Consider the following 20,105-nt stretch of genomic DNA (forward strand, 5'->3'; position numbering starts at 1 on the left):
GATCAGTACCACGAGGCCTGAATATATTTTTTGTTTCATTTGAAATATCTTATTCTGTTACAATCAATTATTGTTTAAATACCCGATTTTAATACACCGCCAATAATGTGCAGTACGCCGTTGCCGGTAAGGATATCCTGTTTCACGATGCTTATATCCGAAGTATTATCGGTACCCCTCACCGTGACGCCGCCAAAACCGCCGGGCTGGCTGCTGTCGGCAATCAATTTAATGGTGATGGCACCGCCGTTGAGCATGTTTTGTGTAGTAACCGTAGCGTTTTCGGTACCCAAAATGTAATCGTACACAAAGCGCCTGTCGCGGATGATGTGATAACTCACTAATCGCTTAAGCACTTCCGGGTCCGTTTTGCTGATCTGCGCCACCGAGGTATAGCCCATGGCCATCATGGCACCATTATCAGGCGCCAGTATGGTGTATGGGCCGGTACCGTTAATGGTTTCGAGCAGGCCCGATGACAGCATAGCTTCGTAAAACAGCGTTGCCGTTGATTCGGCGGCAAGGGCATTGCCCAGCTTTTCGTGCAGGTAAGGGGTAAGTACCCGGTTCATCACCTGTACCAGACCGTTAGATGCCGGGATATTTTTTGCCAGTAACCGGGCGCCGTTAATAGTAATAACGGTATCGGCACCTTTTAGCCAGCGGGTAAGGTAAAGCTTGCCCCCGCGCGAACGCAACTCCTGGTTAAACTTAAAGGGTAGCTTATTCAGTTCGTAACGGCCGTCAAGCATGTGATAATAAGCTATGCGGGCAACCGTGTTCCTATCGGCAGTAGCCACGGCCTGAGGATTGGAAAAAGTGCCTGAAAAAGCTGCATCAGAAGGAGCCAGTAAGGTGAAAGGTCCTTTCTCTTTCAATATCAGGTCTTGGCGGCTAACTTTCAGCACCGTGTTAAATATGGATAAGTTAAAATTGTCGTTAACAACATTGTTAATATTGTTCGGATCAACTTCTCCTCTATCAATCGCCTCTCTTTTGCAGGCGCTCATCACCAGCAGTAACACAGCAAGCAGGCTCACCATTGTACGGGTGGGGTAAAATGATCTTTTATCTCTTTTCATCAGAATATTTTTATCTGTAGGATGATAGCGCACCCCTTAGTTTATTTTAAAGCCTTTGGGTATCAGTAGGTGATCTACCGCGTTAAGAGAACCATTTATGGCCGGTATATCAGCGTCAATAACCCGTGCAGGCGTAAACTCGGCTCTCTTCACCTTTACTTTGATGCCCGACGCATCTTTAGCAAAATCGAACGGCATGTAGTATTCCGGGTCCTCCGGATCTTCGTTGGTGCCATATTTTACGCCGCCGGTAATCAGGTAATTACTCAGCACTGCATTAGTCATTACATTACTGAATATAATCGGGGCGTTTTGCGCAACTCTTGAGGCATTATATTCTTTAGGGATATTAAAGGTTTTACCCCAGTTCATGTGGTAGTTCAGCAGCGTATCGGTAGCGAAGTTGCCTATCACATCTCCCGATCCAAACTCATTAAGCCCCCAGTAAGGCAGCCCGCGGCGTTTGTTAAAGTCAACAAGGTCCTGCAGGGTATTGAAACCTGCGGCCTTAAACGCATCATCGGTAGGCAAAAAAAGTGTGGTTTGCACTATCTTGATGGGCTCAGTATTCACGGGCATCACTTGCCAGGCAAATCGCAGGGAAAACGCCGGTTTGTTTGAATAGCCATTAGCATCAGTCACTATCTTGTTCCATTGTTCGTCGGTGTACCGCATAATTTGCAGCAGCAGGTTAAAGCGTCCGTCCTCTTCAACAAGTTGCAGCAAGCTTTTTGCCGGGCGTGGTATAACCTTATCAATAAACCACATGCCGCCGTTGGCCGCCGGCTGGTATTTGCCTGTGCCGCCTACCTTGCCGTTTACGTACATTTTACCGTCTTTAACCTGCAGTTGCTGGCGGTAGTTATAAGGTATGCTATTTCTTAAAGAGCTTAATATAAATTGGGGATGTATAAGCAGCGTTGGGGCAATAAAATTATCGGCCTTGCCGGTAATGTCCTGCGGGGTTACGTTATTACGCAGGGTATGGTACAGCAACAGGCTGTCGAGCATTTTGGGTTCCATACTTTGTATGGTTTGCAGGTTGTAGCCCGCGGTTTCCATAGCTGCATTAGCAGGTACCAGCAAGGTAAAGTTAGTTTTGCCGATGGTTTGCGCCTTTAATATGCTATCCATATGGCTGCGCTGCCAGGCCGCGTAAAAAATGGTTGCTGCCGATTGGGCAAGCTCTTCCTTCAGCGTTGGCCTTACGGTATCTGCATAAGGTATTTTTTCGCCTACCGGGTCGGGAATGTATCCCTGTTTCTGGCACCCAAAGGCCAGCATAGCCAGCAGCAGGCATATCAGGGTATTTAAGTTCTGTTTCTTCATGGTATGTTCCATTAAATTGATACTTAATTCTTTTTGCAATTTTCGAGCTTTACCAGCACACCTGATAGCGTGTGCACCTTGCCGTTCTCGCATAAATTGTCTGATTTTGCTATGTCATTTTTGGTAGGATATACCCTGTAATACCAGGAGTAAACCGCAGCTTCCAAGGCCATGTCGGGACCGAACCAGGTGAATTTGCTGTTATCGTTGCGCGTTGTTAAAATGAAATTGCCTTCGCTGTTAATAGTTTCAAAAACATCTCTGTCGCTTATAAAATAGTCCTTACCGTAAATAATGTAGGCGCCAAACAGTCGGGGGCCTATGTATTCGGCTGTGTTGAGCTGTTCAACAACCTTCGGGGTAATTCCTGCTTCAATAAAGGCGGAGTTTTTGGGCGCAAAAATAGTGAAAGGACCGGCGCCGGAAAGTTCGTCCCACAGGCCGAACTTTTTCAGGCCCGCCACGAATATGCTGTAGTCGGGGCGTTCGGCAAGCCAGTTCTGCACCGTTTTACCGGGGTATTGCTGCATTACTTTTTCAACGGCCTGCAACACGCCGTTAACCAGCGGCACATCTTTTCGCATTACCATGCAACCGCTAAAATAAATGGCGTTTCGTGGATATTCGGGGTAAGTAGGGTTGAAGGTAGCGAACGACGCATAAAGCGATATACCCGCAAGCGTTTCATACCGTACATCCACGCTGTTTACCGGAAAATCGGCAAAAGTTAATTTACGCGGGATGATGTGGTAAGCCATAGCCTGCCTTAAACTATCGCGGTTTAACTTGCGGATATCTGAAGGTAGTTGTATGCCTAATTCATTAAAGGCGGTGTTGTTAGGGGCTATTACCGTAAATGGCCCTGGCTCGTTAAGGGTTTTAGCCAGGCCGGTATAATCAAGCGCTTCGTAAAAAAGGCTGTAATCATAGTTGTTACGCAAAAAGTCGCCGGCGAGCCTGAAATTCTCGTTGGGCTTGGTAACACTCAGGTCATCGTATTTGCAGGCGCTCAGTAGGGTGCATAAAAGCATCAGGCAGGCAAAGCATATACGGCCCTTATATTTGATGAAAAAGATGATATTATTCATGATGATATGGCTTATTTATAAATTGGAACCGGGTATTTCCTTTGAATGGTAGTGAGGTAAACATTGCTGTTTACCACCTCAATGGTGCTTACCGTGGCAAAGGTTTGCGGGTTGTTGGTGCCCGAATGCACGTTTACCAGCAGATTGGGCAGCAGGTAGCCGTTAGTTAGGTAGCTACTGCCCGAGTTTATGCGTGTTTTACCATTAAGCAGGCAGTTGGCCGATGCATAGTTGGCAAAGGTTTGCGAAACGTTGCCGGGCGCGTCTTTGTAAGGGTTTTCAAAAACATCTAGCTCCGGGGCTAAAAACTCAAAGCGTTGCCATAGGTCTGTAGTGATGCCGTTTGAACCGGCAGCGGCCCACAGCGGGAATGAATAATAGGGGCTTACCCTGTTGCTTTCGGTATTACGCTCTACCGTTCCCATAAACTTGCCCCTGTAACTTGGCAATATAGTAGCCTTGGTAGGTTCTATCTGCCCGTTGTATAGAGTGAGGTATACGTTCATACGCTCTTTTATGCCCGATTTAAACGATACAAGGTTGCTGCCCTGTGGTTTCAGGCTGTAGTCGGCCTCGGCAAAACCTTTGGCGCTGTAATTGTAAAAGTTTACGTAAGCCAGGGAGTCTGACAGGGAGAGCTTTTCAAAGTTCTCCTGCCTCAGCAGTATGCCGTTCTTTTTGGTAATAAAATCTTTTTGCAGCACATGCAGGGTGTATACTTCCTTAACCCCAAGGGTAATGGTGGTATCAACCACAACGTCGCGCTTCAGGCTTTCGTCGAGATTAAAGAAAGGAGTGTTGTTATACGGGCGGTAGTAAAACACGATCCTTAACTTACCGGCTGGCACCTGCGCCCAGCTACTGAGGTCGAAACCGTTAAGTACGGGGCCTACCAATACCGACTCTTTACCCGGGTACTCGGGGTTTTGTACAGACGCGCTGTTACCCACGTGCGACGGATATGGCGGAGCGTATGGCTCGCGCTTATCCAAAAAATCGCCTACTACACGGCCACCTGTAGGCAAACCGCTGGCATCCAGCACCGGGTCGATGATCATGCACAACGAAGGGTATTTATTATCCTTATCCTGCATATTAAGGGTATAATTCAAATCGTTGAATACCCTTAAGTAGGCCGGGTCGGCAAGGTCGGTATACTCAATTTTATTGCAGCCCACAACAAATACCATCATCATAATCGCCGGGATCAGGGCAAGCTTGTTTACAAATTTCCTATTCATTATTTGTTGTGTTTTACTATAATTAATTTTGCTTTTTCGGCATCGGGTACTCCTGCCCCACTACGGCCTATTAAGGCCACGGTGTAAATACCGGGTTCTTGTATAGGTATATCACGGCCGGGTGTGGTGTATAGCGCAGGGTTAGCTACAAAACTCACGCTCTTCAAAACTTCAATATCACGGGCCCAGGTACCGGGCACCACATCGGGCGCCGAGCGGTAGGCCATTACCTCATACGCGCGGTAAAAAAGTAATATTTCATTATTATAAGGCTCGCCGATTTTTAACACACCAGGTTGCATATTGGCTGATACGGGCCTGCCATTATCATAAGTAAATGTGATGTACGGGTTATCGGGAGAGAAATTTAAGAAGCGTTTATTGAATGCGTAATTAGTAGTCACTATGCCTTGGCTACCATCCTGCGGGGTACCTCCAACCGATACCATACCACTCAGGTTATTAGGTACAAATAATATTTGCGCTTTACCGGCGGCATCGGGGTATAACCATAGCGTATAATTTTGGTTATTCCTGAAAGTTTGACTTATTGATGCCAGTACATTGCCTGCCGCGTTAACCGCGTCAATAGTATAATCGCCCTGAATATAGCTTGAATAGGCTGATGCTTCGCCATAACCTAAACCGGCAGACAAGGGCTGACCGTTTATTTTAAAACCTACCTGATCGTTCCCCGGCAGGGCATTAACACCCTGTACCCGGCAATAGGTAGTATTGGCGGGCGCGCTGACATCGGTAACTATATGAAACGCGTTTTGAAAGGCACCGCTTGCCTGTAATATGGAGTTTTGCAGGTAATTAAAATTGCAGGGCGTTACCACAATGGTATAAACACCACCGGGCTGATAGCTCATCATTGGTGCAAAGGTGAGTTTAGCCGAAGTAACGGTACCGTTTAAGCTGATACCTACGGTAGATGTAGGCGGATCTATTACACCGAAGGTTCCGTCAGTAGGAGAAGCACCTGGAACCTGCCTGCCATTGGCCGTTAACACCTTGAACTGGTAACTGCCGTAAGGTAGCTCCACATAGTCAGATGTTTGCTGTTCATTGGTGATATTGCTTGTTTGGGCAGATACCGGCGTACCATCGGCATACGTTAGTGTTACCGGCCCTACCAAACTTTCTATCGGACCGCGCGGCGAAGCTACCGCGGTAGTTATTGGCGAAGTAAGGTTAATGATCCTGATCTTGAAATGATCGGCCTTTGAGGGCTGTACAACGCTTCTTTCTACACGTACATAATTGGGTAAACCGTTGGCCATTTGCGTGGGCAGCAGATAATAATCCATCGGCTTGTTGTAAGTTTCGCGAATGGCAGGCATCGTAAACTCACGCGGACCGAACGATGACGGGCCTATATAGCCAAATTTAAACTCCAACCCCTCAGTCTTTCCAAACAATTCCTGCGGTATTTGCCACGATTTTTCCAGATAGCCGTTCTTCGGGAAAAAATCGGTACCTGTTGATCTGTCGCCGCCAACTTCATTCGGGTCGCGTACAACGGGATCTGTAAGTGTGTTGCCGTTAGCCGCAACCTGGTTATAGCCGGCCAGATTAATAATACGGCTTGTTGAAAGTGGCCGGGTAGCGGTGTTAGCACGGTTATCTTTCCGTACATCCGCTTTCTCTTTTCTACAGGCTGTAAAGCAAGCGGTTATCGCCATTAGCCATAACAGCATGGGGTATTTAATTTTAGGGTATTGTAATGCGATCTTCTTCATCGTTAAAACAATTTATAGGTAAAGCCCAGCATAATCTCGCTCCCGCGGAGGTAACTGCGGTTGATGTATTCGTTATCGTACCATTTACCGCCATTGCTGGGGTAAGCATATACCGTTTTAATGGCCGGGTTAAGTATATTTTTGAAATAGCCTTTAAATAATATGCGCCTGTTTATTCGTTGGCTGAAAACAAAATCGAGCATAGGTACAGGCCGTGTGTACAGGTCGGGTTCGCCGGTAAGGTTTATCTGCACCAAACGCTCGCCTACCATGTTAAATGTGGTTGTAAGATCGGTTCCCCATTTTTTATTGTTGTAGTTTAACCAGGCATTAATGGAGTAAGGCGCCTGCTCAAATAAGGGGCTGTTTTTGGGCGTATGCCTGTCCATAGAACGATTGGCCAAATAACGCTCGGCGCTTTTTTTGATATTGCTTTGCGCCAGCAGCAGGTTAGATCCGAGAAAGAAGTTGCGCATAGGATCCCATATCATGCCCAGGTTTTTAACCACCTCAAACTCGGCTCCCCACACGGTACCTGTATTCGGGTCGTTCTGAAACTCGATGGTTGGAAACTCGGGGTAAGTAGCTGCCAGGCCTTCGGTTTTAAGGTTGAACACTTTTACCAGCTGGTTCTTTATCCGCTTACCGAAAGCTGATATGGCAATTACCTCACCGCTGTTCGGAAACCACTCCCAACGAAAATCGAGGTTTTGGGTATACTGGTTCACCAGCTTGGGGTTACCCACTACCAGCCCCATCTGAAAGGCGTCAAACTCAAACACATTGGTAATTTCGCGCAGCTCGGGTCTTGCAAGCGTGGTGTTGAAAGCCGTACGGAAATTCATTTTTTGATTGATGGTATACGTAGCGTTGAGCGAGTAATAAGGTTTGTAACCTGTTTTATATACCGAGTTGGGTTCGGTAAGTTCAATACCGCCCGCGCCTGTTAACGCCGGATCAATGAATACGCCTGCCGTATCAACCGCCGAACCGATATTGGTCATCTCGAAACGTACACCACCGGCTACACGCAGCTCGTCGGTCAGTTTCAAATCGAACATGGCATACATGGCGTTGGTAAAGTAATGCCCCTTGTAATTATTGGGCGATTTTTGAATATCGTACAGGTAACCGCCCACGGGTGCCGCGCCTTCGCCGGTACCGGCAGCCAGCGGACGCACACCGATGACATCGTTACTCACCAAACGGTCAAGATCGCCCTCTACATCGTAAAGTGGTATTTGCTTGTTACCCGTAAAGTTTGATCCCGGTAACAGCAACTGGCTCTCGTTAAAGGTGCGTTTCCTGAACAGGTAGTTAACTCCCGTTTTAAAGGTTTGCTTTTGCCCCAATAATTTGAAAGGGACAGAAAGATCTGCCTTGTAGTTATAATTATTTTCGTGGAGGTTGCGCCAGCGGCGACCATTGGGTTCGGCCTGTATGATACCGAACGTACCGAAGCCGTTAACATAGCCAGATGTAAGCGCGTAAAGATGTTTGGTATATGTAGGTACAGAGCTTGAACCAACCTGCCGGGTATACCACCCGCCGCCGTTTGGCGTATAATCTGCCAGGCTCACAAAGCGATAGTCGGGATTATTTTGTGCCGATGTAGAGCTGGCCACATTGTAGCTCAGCCTCGGCGAGTAATCGCTTTTTAAAAACTTGTGCTCACCTTGCAGGTTAAAAGTGTTTAGGTTACGATAAGTTTGCTTCAGCGAATACACGGTGCTGGCTACATCACCCGGCAAGCCGGTATATTCGTAACGCCCCTGTAAGTTGGTGGCTTGTGTTTCGCCGCCCCAGCTGCCCAAATACTGCATGCTGATCTCGTGCATTGGCGAAAAGCGGTAAGTTAAACCTCCAAGTACACCGTAGTTAAGGGTTTCGGTACCTGTATACTCTTTATAAGTTTGGTACTTACCCATAAACAGGTTATTGGGCGTGGTATAGTTAGGTATATTGCGAAAGCTGAACACATCGGGGTTGCCGGTAACCACACCTTGGTAAATGCTGTATTGCGTTAAATCGCCGCCATAGGTATCGGTAGTACGGCTGTAATAGTTGGCGCCCAGTATTAAACCCAGCTTGTGCTTTTTAAACAGATTAAAACTGTTACCGTACGTAGCCGAATACAGCTGGTTAAGCGGTGCCTGTTTGTAGCGGGTGGTCAGTACCGGATCAAAACCCTGCATAATTTTATTCACGCGGCCAACTTCTTTCCAGCCATCAGCACTGTAATTGCTTTGGCGTATCATTTGCTGTATGGAGCCTAAACCATCAGGGTATTGTTGCGACAGGGATTTAAATTGGGGCGTCAGGTTTTTATTACTGATCTTGTTACCGAAGAACCCCATATTACTATTGATAAAGCTGTTGCTTGCGCCGCCGATACCAATATTGGAGTTAAAGCCGCTTTGCGCCACCACCTCGAATACCATACTATCGGGTACCGACCGTGTTTTTAGTTCTACAATACCTGCCGCGGCATCGGCCGGTTTGTCGGGTGTTACGGTTTTGTAAATGGTGATGTTATCGAGTAACGCGGCAGGCACAAGATCAAGGGGGATCGCGCTGCGGTCGGGGTCTGACGAGGCAAGCCTTACGCCGTTTAACTGCCCTATAACCGAACGATCACCTAAGCCGCGCACGGCAACATATTTGTCGTCGGTAATAGTTACGCCCGACACCCGTTGCAAGGCTTGCGTGGTAGTGATACTGCCGGTACGTTCTATCTGCTGAGCCGAAATAGCATCCTGCACAATGGAGGCATTGCGGCGTTCATCAAGCACGGCACTTTCTGTACGGGTATTACGGCGCGCCTGCACCACAACCTGGTTTAACGAGGTGGATGACGGGGTAAGCGCCACATTGATATTTTGCACGGTGCCGCTTACCGTAACTTCTTTAGGCTGATAACCTATAAAGCTAAATACCAGTATTGAGCCGCTTTCGGGCACTACAATGGTAAAACTCCCGTTGGCATCGGTTACCGCTACCGTATTGGTGCCTTTTATACGTATGGTAACGCCGGGCAGCGGCTGTGCCTTCTCATCAGTAACCACTCCCTTAACGTTTATATTATAGCGCTTAACGGCGGCCTTTTTACTGATCACCATAACGTTATCAATTATAGAATATGTTAAGGGCTGATTTTTAAGTATAACGTTCAACGCTTCCTCTACGGTAGCATTGGTTATATTTACACTTACTGCCGAGCCTTCTTTTAACAGGTTACTGTTATAAAAAAACGTAAGTCCGCTTTGGTCTTTCACCAGCTTAAGCACTTTTGAGAGCGAAGCATCTTTTTCATGAATGCTTATTTTTTGCGCAAAGGCGCCGGCTGTTACCTGCAAACAGGCTGTGATAATTAATAAAATGGTTAATTTCATTACCAGGAAAATCTTGGAATAAGAAAAAACATCCCTTGCGTAGTATTTCCTACGTTCGTTGAATTGCATATTTTTGCATGGCTTGGGTTAATAAAATTCTGTAATTAGGAAGCTTTTGTACCGGAGCAATATTTAGCCGGGGAGTGCTCGTAACACTTCCCGGTTTTTTTTGCCCCGGTTTCAGATATTTGGATAATTATGTTCGCATATAGGCCTGGGGTTTTTAGGGTTGAATGATCAGTTGTTTATTTTCTATACTAAAGCGCACACCGCTTGCTTCAAGCATTTTAAGCACGCTTGTAAGACGGGTGTCGCGTTTTATCTCACCCACGAAAGCAAATTCGCCCGGTTTGCCGCGGTAAACTATCTGTACATCGTACCAGCGGGCTATCTGGCGCATCAGTTGCGGCAGGTCGGTATCGTCAAATACAAACAGGCCATCTTTCCAGGCGGTGGTAACTGATGGGTTAGTTGTTTTTTGCAGCACAATGTTATTGCCGCTAACAAGCGTTTGTTGCCCCGGCACCAGCACACGGCTTTGGCTGCCAGTTTTAAGGCGGATGCTACCTTCGAGCAGGGTGGTACGGATGCCGGGCTCATCCTGGTAAGCGTTAATGTTGAAATGGGTACCCAATACCTGTACTGTTTGCGTCCCACTGTTTACAATGAAAGGTTTGGCCGCATTTTTGGCTACCTCAAAATAAGCCTCACCCGTAATAGTTACCTCGCGAGTGGTGCCGTTAAACGCGGTTGGGAAGGTTATAGACGATGCCGAATTGAGCCATACCATTGAACCGTCGGGCAGTTTAATGTTATACTGCCCGCCGTTTGGCGTACTGATAGTGTTCATGGCATTGGCGGTGTCTGCACCGGTCGACTTATAGGCAAGCAAGCCATTTTGCACCTTGCTTATACTGGCACTACCCTGCCGGGCTATTTGCCCGTTTGAAGCATTATTGAGTATGATACTATCACCATTGGCTAAAACCAATACAGCTTTATTGCCACCGGGCTGCGCATCGTGCTTAACCCGCGATGCCGCTATGGGCTGTTGACTTGGTAAACGGTTGATAAGGATAGCCGCAAACACACAAAGCAATACAATAACCGCGGCGGCATATTTAAGCCAGCTATTGCGCATATGGCGTATATTGGTTGTCTTTTGCAGTTCTGCCTCGTTTTCTTCAGTTATGCCCATTTCGGCATTAATGGCTTCCTTTAAATAGGTATCCATTTTGCCTTCGTTAAGCAAATGAATAAAAACCTCCAACTCATTATCGGTAAGTGTTCCTTCCAGATAACGCTGGGCTAATAACCTGTAATAACTATCCTCCATTTATGGGCCTTTTATCTGCAAGACAACAGAAAGGCACCCGAGGGTAGCTACAATAGAAAAAAATAATTTATTTTTTCGGGAAAGCTGATCAGTGCTTGAAAAGCACCGCGATCAGAATACTCAACGGTATACCAAGCTCGTTTTCTACAGCGCTTCGGAGCACTTTCATAGAGTAAACCATGTGGTTTTTCACCGCGTTACGTGATATGCCCAGTTCTTCGGCCACTTCAGCATACGATTTTTCCTGGGTGCGGCACATGGCAAATATCTCGCGCGAGCGAGATGGAAGACGATCAAGCACCTGTTCAATAAATTGCAGATATTCCTTGCTCAGTAGTTCATCATCGGTGGTATTTCGTTCACTTACCGCGGCCTGTATGATCTCGCCAATGGCGGTTTGAGAGCGGATGGCGGTTTTCAGGCTGTTTAACGCGTGGTTGCGGGCGGTAATAAAAAGATAAGCCTTAAATACTTTTACATGCTGCAGGCGGCTGCGCTGGTTCCATATTTTCAGAAAAACCTCCTGCATTACATCCTGTGCCAATGCTTCTGATTTAAGGATCTTCAGCAGCATGCCCATCACATCGGCGGCATAGCGGTCATAAAGTACCGTAAATGCCTGCTCATTGTTATGAAACAAATATTGTTGAAGTTCATCATCAGGAAGCGTGTGCAACCCCATATAAGCAGCTTAATTTTTTTGATGCAAATTAAACTGTCGGATATTAGCTTAATGTTAACTGCTTATCACATATGATAAAGCAACTTTTATTAATCAACAAAAAAATCAAATTTGAGCAGCACATCAAATTACCCAATGTGTAAGTGAGCCTCAAATTTTCTATTCATAAAAAAAGCGCCCTCGTTTCTCAGGCGCGGGCACTTAGTAGTAATTAACTGTAGTTATTAACTGATATAAAGAACGAAGAGGTTTAAATTGGTATTTATTGTGCTTTTTGAGGGAGTAACACCAGCTTGATATAGTTTTTCCCGCTTAGGTACTTGCCTGCTACATCCTTTACATCAGCAGGGGTGATCGTGTTTAACTGTTGAATATAGGTGTCTATCTGGTTCAGATCCTCCTTGTTCTGTAATTGACTGCTCAAATAACCCAGCCAAAAGCCGTTGGTTTTTACCGCGGTTTCTATAGAGCGCTGCGTTTCAGCCTTAAACTTATCTACATTCACTTGTGCCGGGCCTGCTGTTTTTATCTTCTCTATCTCATCTAAAGATGAAGCGATCAGCTTATCCACATTTTCTGGCGCGCAACCGAAGCTTACCGTCATGTTGAACCTTCCTTGCGGCAATTTAGTTGTATTCAAACGTACGCCGGGCGAATACACGCCGCCTTCATCTTCACGCAGGCGCTCCAACAGCCGTATCTGTAAGGTTTCCTTCAGGGCATCCATTTTCAGCTTGCCGGCAAAACTGTAATCAAACGCGCCCGAGAATACGAGATTAACCGAAGCTTTTGGCTCGGTACCCTTGTACACTATCTTTTCTATTTTCCCTGCCGGGATGTTGATGTTCAGATCCTTCGCCTCTTCCACGTTGCCTGTGGCCGGCAAACCGCCAATGTATTTCTCTAACAAGGGCATGATGGTTACGGTATCAATACTGCCTACAAATACGAAGGTAAAACCACGCTCACTGGCAAAACGCTCTTTGTATATGGCGTATGCTCTGTCCAGGTTCATCTGACTGATCTTCTCGATAGATGGGGCGGTACGCCGCACACTGTAATTACCCAATACCGCGCTGATGGTATCCTGAAAAACACTGTTCGGGTCGTTTTGGCGATTTGCCAGGCTTGCCTTTGAACGTGCTATCATCCCCTGAAACATCAGCGAATCCTTACGTGGCTCGGTGATGTAGCCGTACATTAATTGCAGCGCCGCCTCCAGGTCATTATTAACACTGCCGCCGTTTATACTTTGTGTGCGTTCAGTAACAAATACCTGAACCCCCAGTTGCTTTCCCGACAGGTATTTTTCCATGGCAGTAGTATTGTAATTACCCACGCCGTAAGACGGAATCATGTTGGCAGCGGAGGCCGACTGATAATCGGCATCGTTGTACAAGGATGTGCCGCCCGGTGCAAAACCACTGAAAGATATTTCATTGTTCTTAAAATCAGTAGGTTTTAGCAAAACCGTAATGCCATTGCTCAGCATCAGGGTCGTAATACCCGATTTGCCATCCCTTTGCTTACTCACGATCTTACCTGCTACAGGTTCGTTCTTTAATATGCTTTCGGTGCTGGTTTCATCTTTATAAGCTGTAATTTCCTCGGCCTGAATATCCTTCATCCAGTTGATTACCGTTGCTTCTGTTGGCAAGCTTGCTTTATCTTTTTCCGGTGCCATCAGTAAAATATCACGGTCGGTTGTTTTAGATACCGTTTTTGCCAGGCTGTTCAGCTCGGTAAGTGTGATGCCTGCCAGCTCTTTTTTCACGAGGTTAAATTCGTAATCGATACCAGGCGCGGCGGTGCCATGCAAAAAATAATGCAGGTACTCGTTCACGTAACTATCCGATGGTGTTTTATTCTTTTCCTTTTGTACCGATTCAACTTGATTGTAATAACTGGTTTTGGCGCGTTCCAGTTCAGTAGCTGTAAAACCGAAGCGTTTTATACGTTCGTTCTCGCGCCAAACGGCCTTAAAGCCTTTTTCCAGTTCGCCGGGTTTAGCGGTTACCGATATGCTGTACGCGTCGAGCCCGCCAATAAAGCTATTGATACCCGCCCCCCCGTTTAAAAAAGGTGGATCTGCCTGGCGTGTTAACTCACCGTAACGTTCGCCAAGCATCGTGTTGAATAATTGACGAACGATATTTTGCCGGTACTGTGCAACCGTATGCAGCGGAAGTTCAGGTTGTTTGATCATCAGTTCCAAACTTGTCACCGGCATTTCAGCATCAGTTACCGCGATGAACTGGTTCTTCCCGGTAAGGGGAACGGTATATTTGGTTCGGGGCTTTTCTTTAACCGGGTTTTTCAGGTCGGCAAATTTCGCTTTAATCAACTGTTCCATCTTAGCTACGTCAATATCGCCCACTATAATGAGTGCTTGCAGATTAGGGCGGTACCAATCCTGGTAATAACGTTTAATAGCTTCGGGTTTAAAATTCTTCAATACCTCTTCCGTTCCTATCGGGAGACGATTGGCATACCTCGAATTGTTGAGTATCACCGGGAAATATTTGGTGCGCATGCGGTCGCCGGCACCTTTGCCCAAACGCTTTTCTTCGAGTACCACGCCGCGTTCTTTATTGATCTCGGCTACGTCGAGCGTTGCACCATGTGCCCAGTCGTGCATAATTTCGATACCGTTCTTCAATATTGCGGGATCATCTGACGGCAGGGGCAACTGGTACACTGTTTCATCAAAACCGGTATAGGCGTTTATATCGGCGCCAAAGCGTACACCTGCTTTTTGCAGGTAATTCACCAGTTCGTTTTTAGGAAAATGCACCGTACCGTTAAAGCTCATGTGTTCCATAAAGTGAGCCAATCCTTGCTGGTCGTCGGTTTCCAGCAGCGAACCAACCTTGTTCGCCAGGTAAAAGGTTACACGGTTTTTAGGTTCCTCGTTATGCCGGATGTAATAGGTAAAGCCGTTGGGCAGCTTACCAGTGCGCACTGCGGCATCAAAGGGAATAGTTTGCGCGTTTGTATGTAATGAAGAAAATAAAATACATGTAAGCGCCAGGATACAGGGCTTGTTATTAAATTTTAAAGGCATAATTATTTTAGTTTAATCAGGATGTTAGGTAATAAGTTAGTTTTCAAGCAGCTCCAAAATCCCCTCATTTTCAATGATCATCATACCATGACGGTCGGCGGAGATGCCCTGTTGCAGTTGATAAGTGTAAGTGGGAACAGAACCGTTCATTATGGTAGGGAGGTATAGCGACTGAATATTGCTTTGCTGTTTTAATATTTCTCCGGCTTCAATAATATGGGTAGATACAATGAATAAGCAATTGCGGTATTCGCTGAAGGCAGCCGTTACCGCCAGTGTGGCATCATAAGCATCCTTTACATTTGTCCCCTTAAACAATTCATCGAATATGATTACCAGATTCTTCCCGTTGCTTACTTCTTCAGCTACCTTTTTTACCCTTAATACTTCCGCGTAAAAATGACTTAAACCCATATCAAGGTTATCAGGCACATTTATAGAGGTATAAATCCCCTGTTTAACCGAAAATTCCATATCGCTTGCCGCCACAGGGAACCCCATGTGCGCCAAATAAAGGTTGATGCCAAATGCTTTCATGAAGGTGGATTTGCCTGCCATGTTCGCCCCGGTTAAAAAAATGAGGTTGCTATCTTTATGAAATGATACCGGGTTGGCTACTGCTTTATTAATATTAGGGTGCCTGAGGCCGGTTGCAGAGAATATGTTGGCCGCATTGGGCAAAGCCTTTGCATAACTGAAACTTTTATCTTTTGCCAAATTAGCTACAGCCAGGTACACATCCAGCATATAAAATATATTCATTACCGTTTGTAATGCCGAACGCAGCGTATATCGTAACAGGTGATCATACCTCGCTGTTATTTGAATGGAATACGGGGCACCGCCAATTTGCACTTTTTCCAGCCATTGCAATTTAGGCTGGTTCAATATGTTTTTTACGGTTTGCAACTCATCATAAAAGGGATGCTGCTGTTGCTCTTCTTCTAATTGGCTGATGAATGTTTTGCATTGGTAAAGCACGGCTATCGTTTGCCTCAAGCCGCTTTGTATCTTTGGATACTCTTCATCCCTCACTATGGTGGCCAGCAATTTTTTATAGGCAAGGGAAAGCAATATCCTCGGAAAAAATTTACCGCTGGTCCCGCTAAGGTAATTTCCCATAGCGTCGAACTGCTCATTGCTGAACGGGAAAGCGGTATGCCTGCTTTGAAAGTATTGAAAGGTTTCACTGCGTTTATTGATCAGTTCCGGATCTGTCAGCGGGGTTTGAAACATCTCTTGGAGTAACTTTTCCCCACCCGCTGTTTTTACTTTGTTAAACAGGTTAAAAATGGAATGCTGATTGTACCTGCCCAGCAGGTTCATGTCTTCAAGCGTTTGTTTATCGGCTATAAAACTCATTTGGTATTTGCCTCCTTTCTGTTCTTCAACATATCCAAAATACCTTCATTGTTGATAATGATCATCCCGTGCCGGTCATCGGTTATACCGCTTTCTAACGTATAGGTATATACAGGAGTAGTTCCCTTCATTTTGGTAGGCAGGTACTTAAAGCTGATGTTGCTGTGTTGCTTCAGCACATCGCCTGCTTCTATAATATGGGTAGAGATCACAAACATGCTGCTGCGTTTTTTTGCAAAGGCGCTGGTGATGGCTATAGTAGCTTCATAGGCATCCTTTACATTGGTACCCCTGAACAGCTCATCAAAAATCACAAAAATGTTTCTGCCTGCACTCAACTCTTTGGCAATCTTTTTTATCCGCAATACTTCTGCATAAAAGTGGCTCGCCCCTATCCCCAAATTATCCGGTAAATTGATGGTGGTATATATTCCGTCGAGCACCGAGAACTCCATTGCTATGGCGGCTACCGGGAAACCCATGTGTGCCAAATACATAGCTATACCAAATGATTTCATAAATGTGGATTTACCGGCCATATTGGCCCCTGTTAAAAAAACCACGTTGCTGTCGGGTGTGATGTGTATGGTATTGGCTACCGCGTTCTTTAACTGCGGGTGATAAAAAGCTTCTATATTAATAAGGTGATCCTCTTTTGACAGCGCTTTGGGGAAAATATAGTTGCGTTCAGTAGCTACCTTGGCTACGGTGATGTATACATCAAACTGGTAAATATACCGCAGTAGTTGTTGAACCGTGTCCCGGTGGCGAAATCGTAGCGTTAAGTCGTAAACGGCCAGTTTCTCATGCGGCAGTTTATTTTTTAAACCTTGCTGAAGCAATGAACTGATGGGTTCTGTGCTCAATAGCCTTTGGGTGCCGGTAGTTTCCGCATCATTTTTAAATGGACTGCCGGATAACAGCAAAACAGTATTCAACAGATTGTTCAACAATTGAATGATCTCTATCAGTGCGCTGATCCCGTTAACGATCTGCTTATAATCCGCATTAGATGCCACCAGGCTCGTGAGCATTTTTTCCAGTGACGGTTTTTCTGCCGGGAGCTTTGTTCTTTCGTCCACATTCGTCAAATATTGCTCGGCCTGATCAAAAAGTTCTGAACTGAAGGGAAACACCACTTTCATGGTTTTCAGGTAACTGATCTTCTCGCTGCGCGCATTGATGGATTCCGCATCCGAAAGCGGGTAACGGAACATATCTTCCAGCAATTTAGATCCATTTACCGTTGCTGTACGGTTAAACAGGGAAAGGATTGAATCCGTTCCCTGTTTGCCGTAAATGTTCAGGTCTTCCTGCGTTTGCTTGTCTGTTGTGAATAACATACTTATTTCCTTTTACGACGGATTAAAAAGATGGCCGCGAAGACCAGGATGATACCTGGGATCACGTAGATGTACACGATCTTTAAAAAAGAAACATGGTCGGTGCTTACCGTTACACGATTATCTTCGGAATCCGGGCGCGAGGCATCTACAGGGTATTGACCATAGTTCAACCAACTGAACAAGGCGGTGCTGAAATTAAAATTAGACACCATAGGCTCATATCTCCCTAATTCTAAATTACTTAAGAAATCCGCGTCACCGCTAATAAATATGCGCTGTTGCCTGCCGTTAATTTGGCGCGTTAAGGCCAATGCGGTAGTAAAGGTTTCCTTCGAGAGATTTTTGTTAGCTGAAGAAGACAACTTTGATTTTTTTGCACCCGGCTTTGAGCCATCTGCCGGCATCGGCATTGCCATGGCAAAACCACCGCCGCCGATCATTTGTACACCTCCGCCCTGCGATGAGTTAGCTTCCTCTTTGGTATTAACAATATCCAAATCGGGGTTTCTTCTCATGGTGTTGCTAACAAATCCGGCTTTGGTAATCAGCAATGGCTGCATCTGAAAGCCGCTGGTATCGCGGTAGGATAATGCTGCCGCGCCATTGGCAGAAATTGGCAATGTATCTACCGAAGGCTTATCCAATAACTTGGCAAAGCTGATAGCGGCTTTAGTTAGTTTAGGCAGCACCAATGCAGGCGCGTAATCTTCACTTTGCTGTATCAGCATACCATTGGCGAGTTGCACCCCTAATGTTTTAAGTAGTGGGTTAAGCATTTGTTGGCGGCCCGGCTCTCCGGCTATCAGCAGGTTTCCTCCTTTAGCAATGTAAGCCTTTATCTTTTGGATGGCCTGCGCGCTTAATTCATTCTGCGGATCGGCAATTACCAAAGCTTTAATATTATCCGGAATCTCCTGTGTACCTAATGAAATCGTATCAACATCAAAACCTTGGTTGATGAGCGCATAACGGAACGTTTTTTCACTGGTTACCGTTTTATATTCCCTGTCGCCTTTCTTGTTGGTTTTGCGTTCGCCGTCGCCGGTTACAAAAGCGATCCTTGGCATTTTAGCTTCCAGTAATCTTTTAAAAGCGGCAGAAACCTCAGCCTCCATGGGCCACACAATCTGGTCATTAAATATCCGCAGAAAAGTGGTTTTGCCTTTGTAGGTCAGCTTCATCACAAATCGGTTCAACTCCGGTTTCAGATCAATTTCTTTTTTAATCTGTTCAGGTGTTTTGAACATATCCATGCTCAAATCTGATCCTTTTGCCCTTTGCTCAGCAATTTGCTTGATGGTTTTGCCTTTGTACGACTGAAACAAATCGTATCCTAAAGCGAAAGGCATATCATAATAGTTCACAAAATGAAATTCTATATCGGGCTTAAAACGCAGATATGGCTCCCATCGGCCTAAATACTCATTACGTTGTTCGGGTAATCCAAACCATGAATAGTTATCCAAAAAGTTATTGTATGCCGTAACCTCCAGTTTACCATCACCCAGTTCCTTAATTATCTGCTGTGCTTTTGGCGTTAATGTATTGTCTTTATTTGCCGTAGTATCCCAGTAACCGATAAGGCTTGGCAGAGAAGTTACGTACCCAACAACTAAAGCCGAAACTACTATAGCCACATAGCGGCTTGCAGAAATATACCAGGGCTTTGTTTCGCGCCCCGATTGTAACTTATAAATGGTGAGGCCCAGAAAGATATATACAATAATGACAAAGTAGATCACATCCTTAGTAGTGATCAAGCCCCCAAGCATGTGACTGGTACGCCCCGATAACGACAGAAAATAAGTGAGATCGCGAACAAAATCTATACTCTGCCACAGGGTGCCGATATAACTAAGAATACCGATCATTACAAACGTGCTTACTGCCGCAACTATCTGGTAACTGGTTAAGCTCGACATGAACAGACCAATGGCCGAATAAGCACATAGCAATAAATAAAAGCCCAGCCCGGCTGCCAAAAGCATCCCATAATCTGCCGACTTGATATCAATAACACCTGCCATCATAAAAATGCCTATTACCAATAACAAGATGACACTATAGGCCATCATGGCGAGGTATTTGCCAAAAACGATCTCTTTTATTTTTACGGGAGATGAATACAGCAGGCTTATAGTACCCCCGTTAATTTCGCGGCTGATGAGACCCATGGTTAACAAGGGGATGTATAAATACAGGTTTTGCATGATACCATTAAACAAACCGTACGGACTGGTAAACACATTATAGGTTAACTGTTTCATGTAGTTTAAACCCATGCCTCCCATTTCCTGCTGGCTGGCATAATTGTTTATCAATTTGGTATAGGAGATAGCGCATTGTACCATAAAAGCGATGGTTAAAAACCAGGCTATAGGCGAGTAAAACAGGTTACGAAGCTCTGCTTTAGCTATTTTAAACGTTAATTTCATTAT

The 20,105-nt window shown here is 45.6% G+C and carries 12 protein-coding genes; all 12 read right to left on the minus strand.

Annotated features, from left to right (window positions below):
• Positions 1-74: 74 nt before the first annotated feature.
• The gene (locus ABD894_RS03940; RefSeq protein WP_345209689.1) at positions 75-1,082 is read right to left on the minus strand and encodes a fasciclin domain-containing protein; all 1,008 of its coding nucleotides are present in this window, start codon (positions 1,080-1,082) and stop codon (positions 75-77) included.
• 36 nt (positions 1,083-1,118) lie between these two features.
• A complete protein-coding gene (locus ABD894_RS03945) occupies positions 1,119-2,411 on the minus strand; it encodes a fasciclin domain-containing protein (RefSeq protein ID WP_345209690.1) in 1,293 nt (430 codons plus the stop codon).
• 23 nt (positions 2,412-2,434) lie between these two features.
• Positions 2,435-3,499: a fasciclin domain-containing protein gene (locus tag ABD894_RS03950; protein WP_345209691.1), complete on the minus strand. Its 1,065-nt coding sequence runs from the start codon at positions 3,497-3,499 to the stop codon at positions 2,435-2,437.
• A gap of 11 nt (positions 3,500-3,510) precedes the next feature.
• The gene (locus ABD894_RS03955; RefSeq protein WP_345209692.1) at positions 3,511-4,740 is read right to left on the minus strand and encodes a hypothetical protein; all 1,230 of its coding nucleotides are present in this window, start codon (positions 4,738-4,740) and stop codon (positions 3,511-3,513) included.
• Positions 4,740-6,485, minus strand: a complete 1,746-nt coding sequence (locus ABD894_RS03960; RefSeq protein ID WP_345209693.1) for a DUF4397 domain-containing protein — start codon at positions 6,483-6,485, stop codon at positions 4,740-4,742. The genes ABD894_RS03955 and ABD894_RS03960 overlap by 1 nt, the downstream gene beginning before the upstream one ends.
• A 2-nt stretch (positions 6,486-6,487) precedes the next feature.
• On the minus strand, positions 6,488-9,877 hold the full coding sequence (locus tag ABD894_RS03965) for a carboxypeptidase-like regulatory domain-containing protein (RefSeq protein ID WP_345209694.1): 3,390 nt from the start codon (positions 9,875-9,877) through the stop codon (positions 6,488-6,490).
• A gap of 223 nt (positions 9,878-10,100) precedes the next feature.
• The gene (locus ABD894_RS03970; protein WP_345209695.1) at positions 10,101-11,213 is read right to left on the minus strand and encodes a FecR family protein; all 1,113 of its coding nucleotides are present in this window, start codon (positions 11,211-11,213) and stop codon (positions 10,101-10,103) included.
• A gap of 88 nt (positions 11,214-11,301) precedes the next feature.
• A complete protein-coding gene (locus ABD894_RS03975) occupies positions 11,302-11,895 on the minus strand; it encodes an RNA polymerase sigma factor (protein ID WP_345209696.1) in 594 nt (197 codons plus the stop codon).
• Positions 11,896-12,157: 262 nt separating this feature from the next.
• Positions 12,158-14,959 (minus strand): M16 family metallopeptidase, encoded by a 2,802-nt coding sequence (locus ABD894_RS03980; protein WP_345209697.1) that lies wholly within the window; start codon positions 14,957-14,959, stop codon positions 12,158-12,160.
• 36 nt (positions 14,960-14,995) lie between these two features.
• Complete coding sequence (locus ABD894_RS03985; RefSeq protein WP_345209698.1) at positions 14,996-16,321, minus strand: MutS-related protein; 1,326 nt, start codon at positions 16,319-16,321, stop codon at positions 14,996-14,998.
• Positions 16,318-17,664, minus strand: a complete 1,347-nt coding sequence (locus ABD894_RS03990; protein ID WP_345209699.1) for a MutS-related protein — start codon at positions 17,662-17,664, stop codon at positions 16,318-16,320. The genes ABD894_RS03985 and ABD894_RS03990 overlap by 4 nt, the downstream gene beginning before the upstream one ends.
• Positions 17,665-17,666: 2 nt before the next feature.
• Positions 17,667-20,102, minus strand: a complete 2,436-nt coding sequence (locus ABD894_RS03995) for a Gldg family protein (protein WP_345209700.1) — start codon at positions 20,100-20,102, stop codon at positions 17,667-17,669.
• Between the last annotated feature and the right edge of the window lie 3 nt (positions 20,103-20,105).

The organism is Mucilaginibacter gynuensis (genome assembly GCF_039541195.1).
GTDB classification, from domain to species: domain Bacteria; phylum Bacteroidota; class Bacteroidia; order Sphingobacteriales; family Sphingobacteriaceae; genus Mucilaginibacter; species Mucilaginibacter gynuensis.

Coding starts and splice junctions, on each gene's coding strand:
- ABD894_RS03995 (WP_345209700.1), bottom strand. CDS start 20,102: ATGAAATTAACGTTTAAAATAGCTAAAGCAGAGCTTCGTAACCTGTTT.
- ABD894_RS03940 (WP_345209689.1), bottom strand. CDS start 1,082: ATGAAAAGAGATAAAAGATCATTTTACCCCACCCGTACAATGGTGAGC.
- ABD894_RS03980 (WP_345209697.1), bottom strand. CDS start 14,959: ATGCCTTTAAAATTTAATAACAAGCCCTGTATCCTGGCGCTTACATGT.
- ABD894_RS03985 (WP_345209698.1), bottom strand. CDS start 16,321: ATGAGTTTTATAGCCGATAAACAAACGCTTGAAGACATGAACCTGCTG.
- ABD894_RS03955 (WP_345209692.1), bottom strand. CDS start 4,740: ATGAATAGGAAATTTGTAAACAAGCTTGCCCTGATCCCGGCGATTATG.
- ABD894_RS03965 (WP_345209694.1), bottom strand. CDS start 9,877: ATGAAATTAACCATTTTATTAATTATCACAGCCTGTTTGCAGGTAACA.
- ABD894_RS03950 (WP_345209691.1), bottom strand. CDS start 3,499: ATGAATAATATCATCTTTTTCATCAAATATAAGGGCCGTATATGCTTT.
- ABD894_RS03990 (WP_345209699.1), bottom strand. CDS start 17,664: ATGTTATTCACAACAGACAAGCAAACGCAGGAAGACCTGAACATTTAC.
- ABD894_RS03945 (WP_345209690.1), bottom strand. CDS start 2,411: ATGAAGAAACAGAACTTAAATACCCTGATATGCCTGCTGCTGGCTATG.
- ABD894_RS03975 (WP_345209696.1), bottom strand. CDS start 11,895: ATGGGGTTGCACACGCTTCCTGATGATGAACTTCAACAATATTTGTTT.
- ABD894_RS03970 (WP_345209695.1), bottom strand. CDS start 11,213: ATGGAGGATAGTTATTACAGGTTATTAGCCCAGCGTTATCTGGAAGGA.
- ABD894_RS03960 (WP_345209693.1), bottom strand. CDS start 6,485: ATGAAGAAGATCGCATTACAATACCCTAAAATTAAATACCCCATGCTG.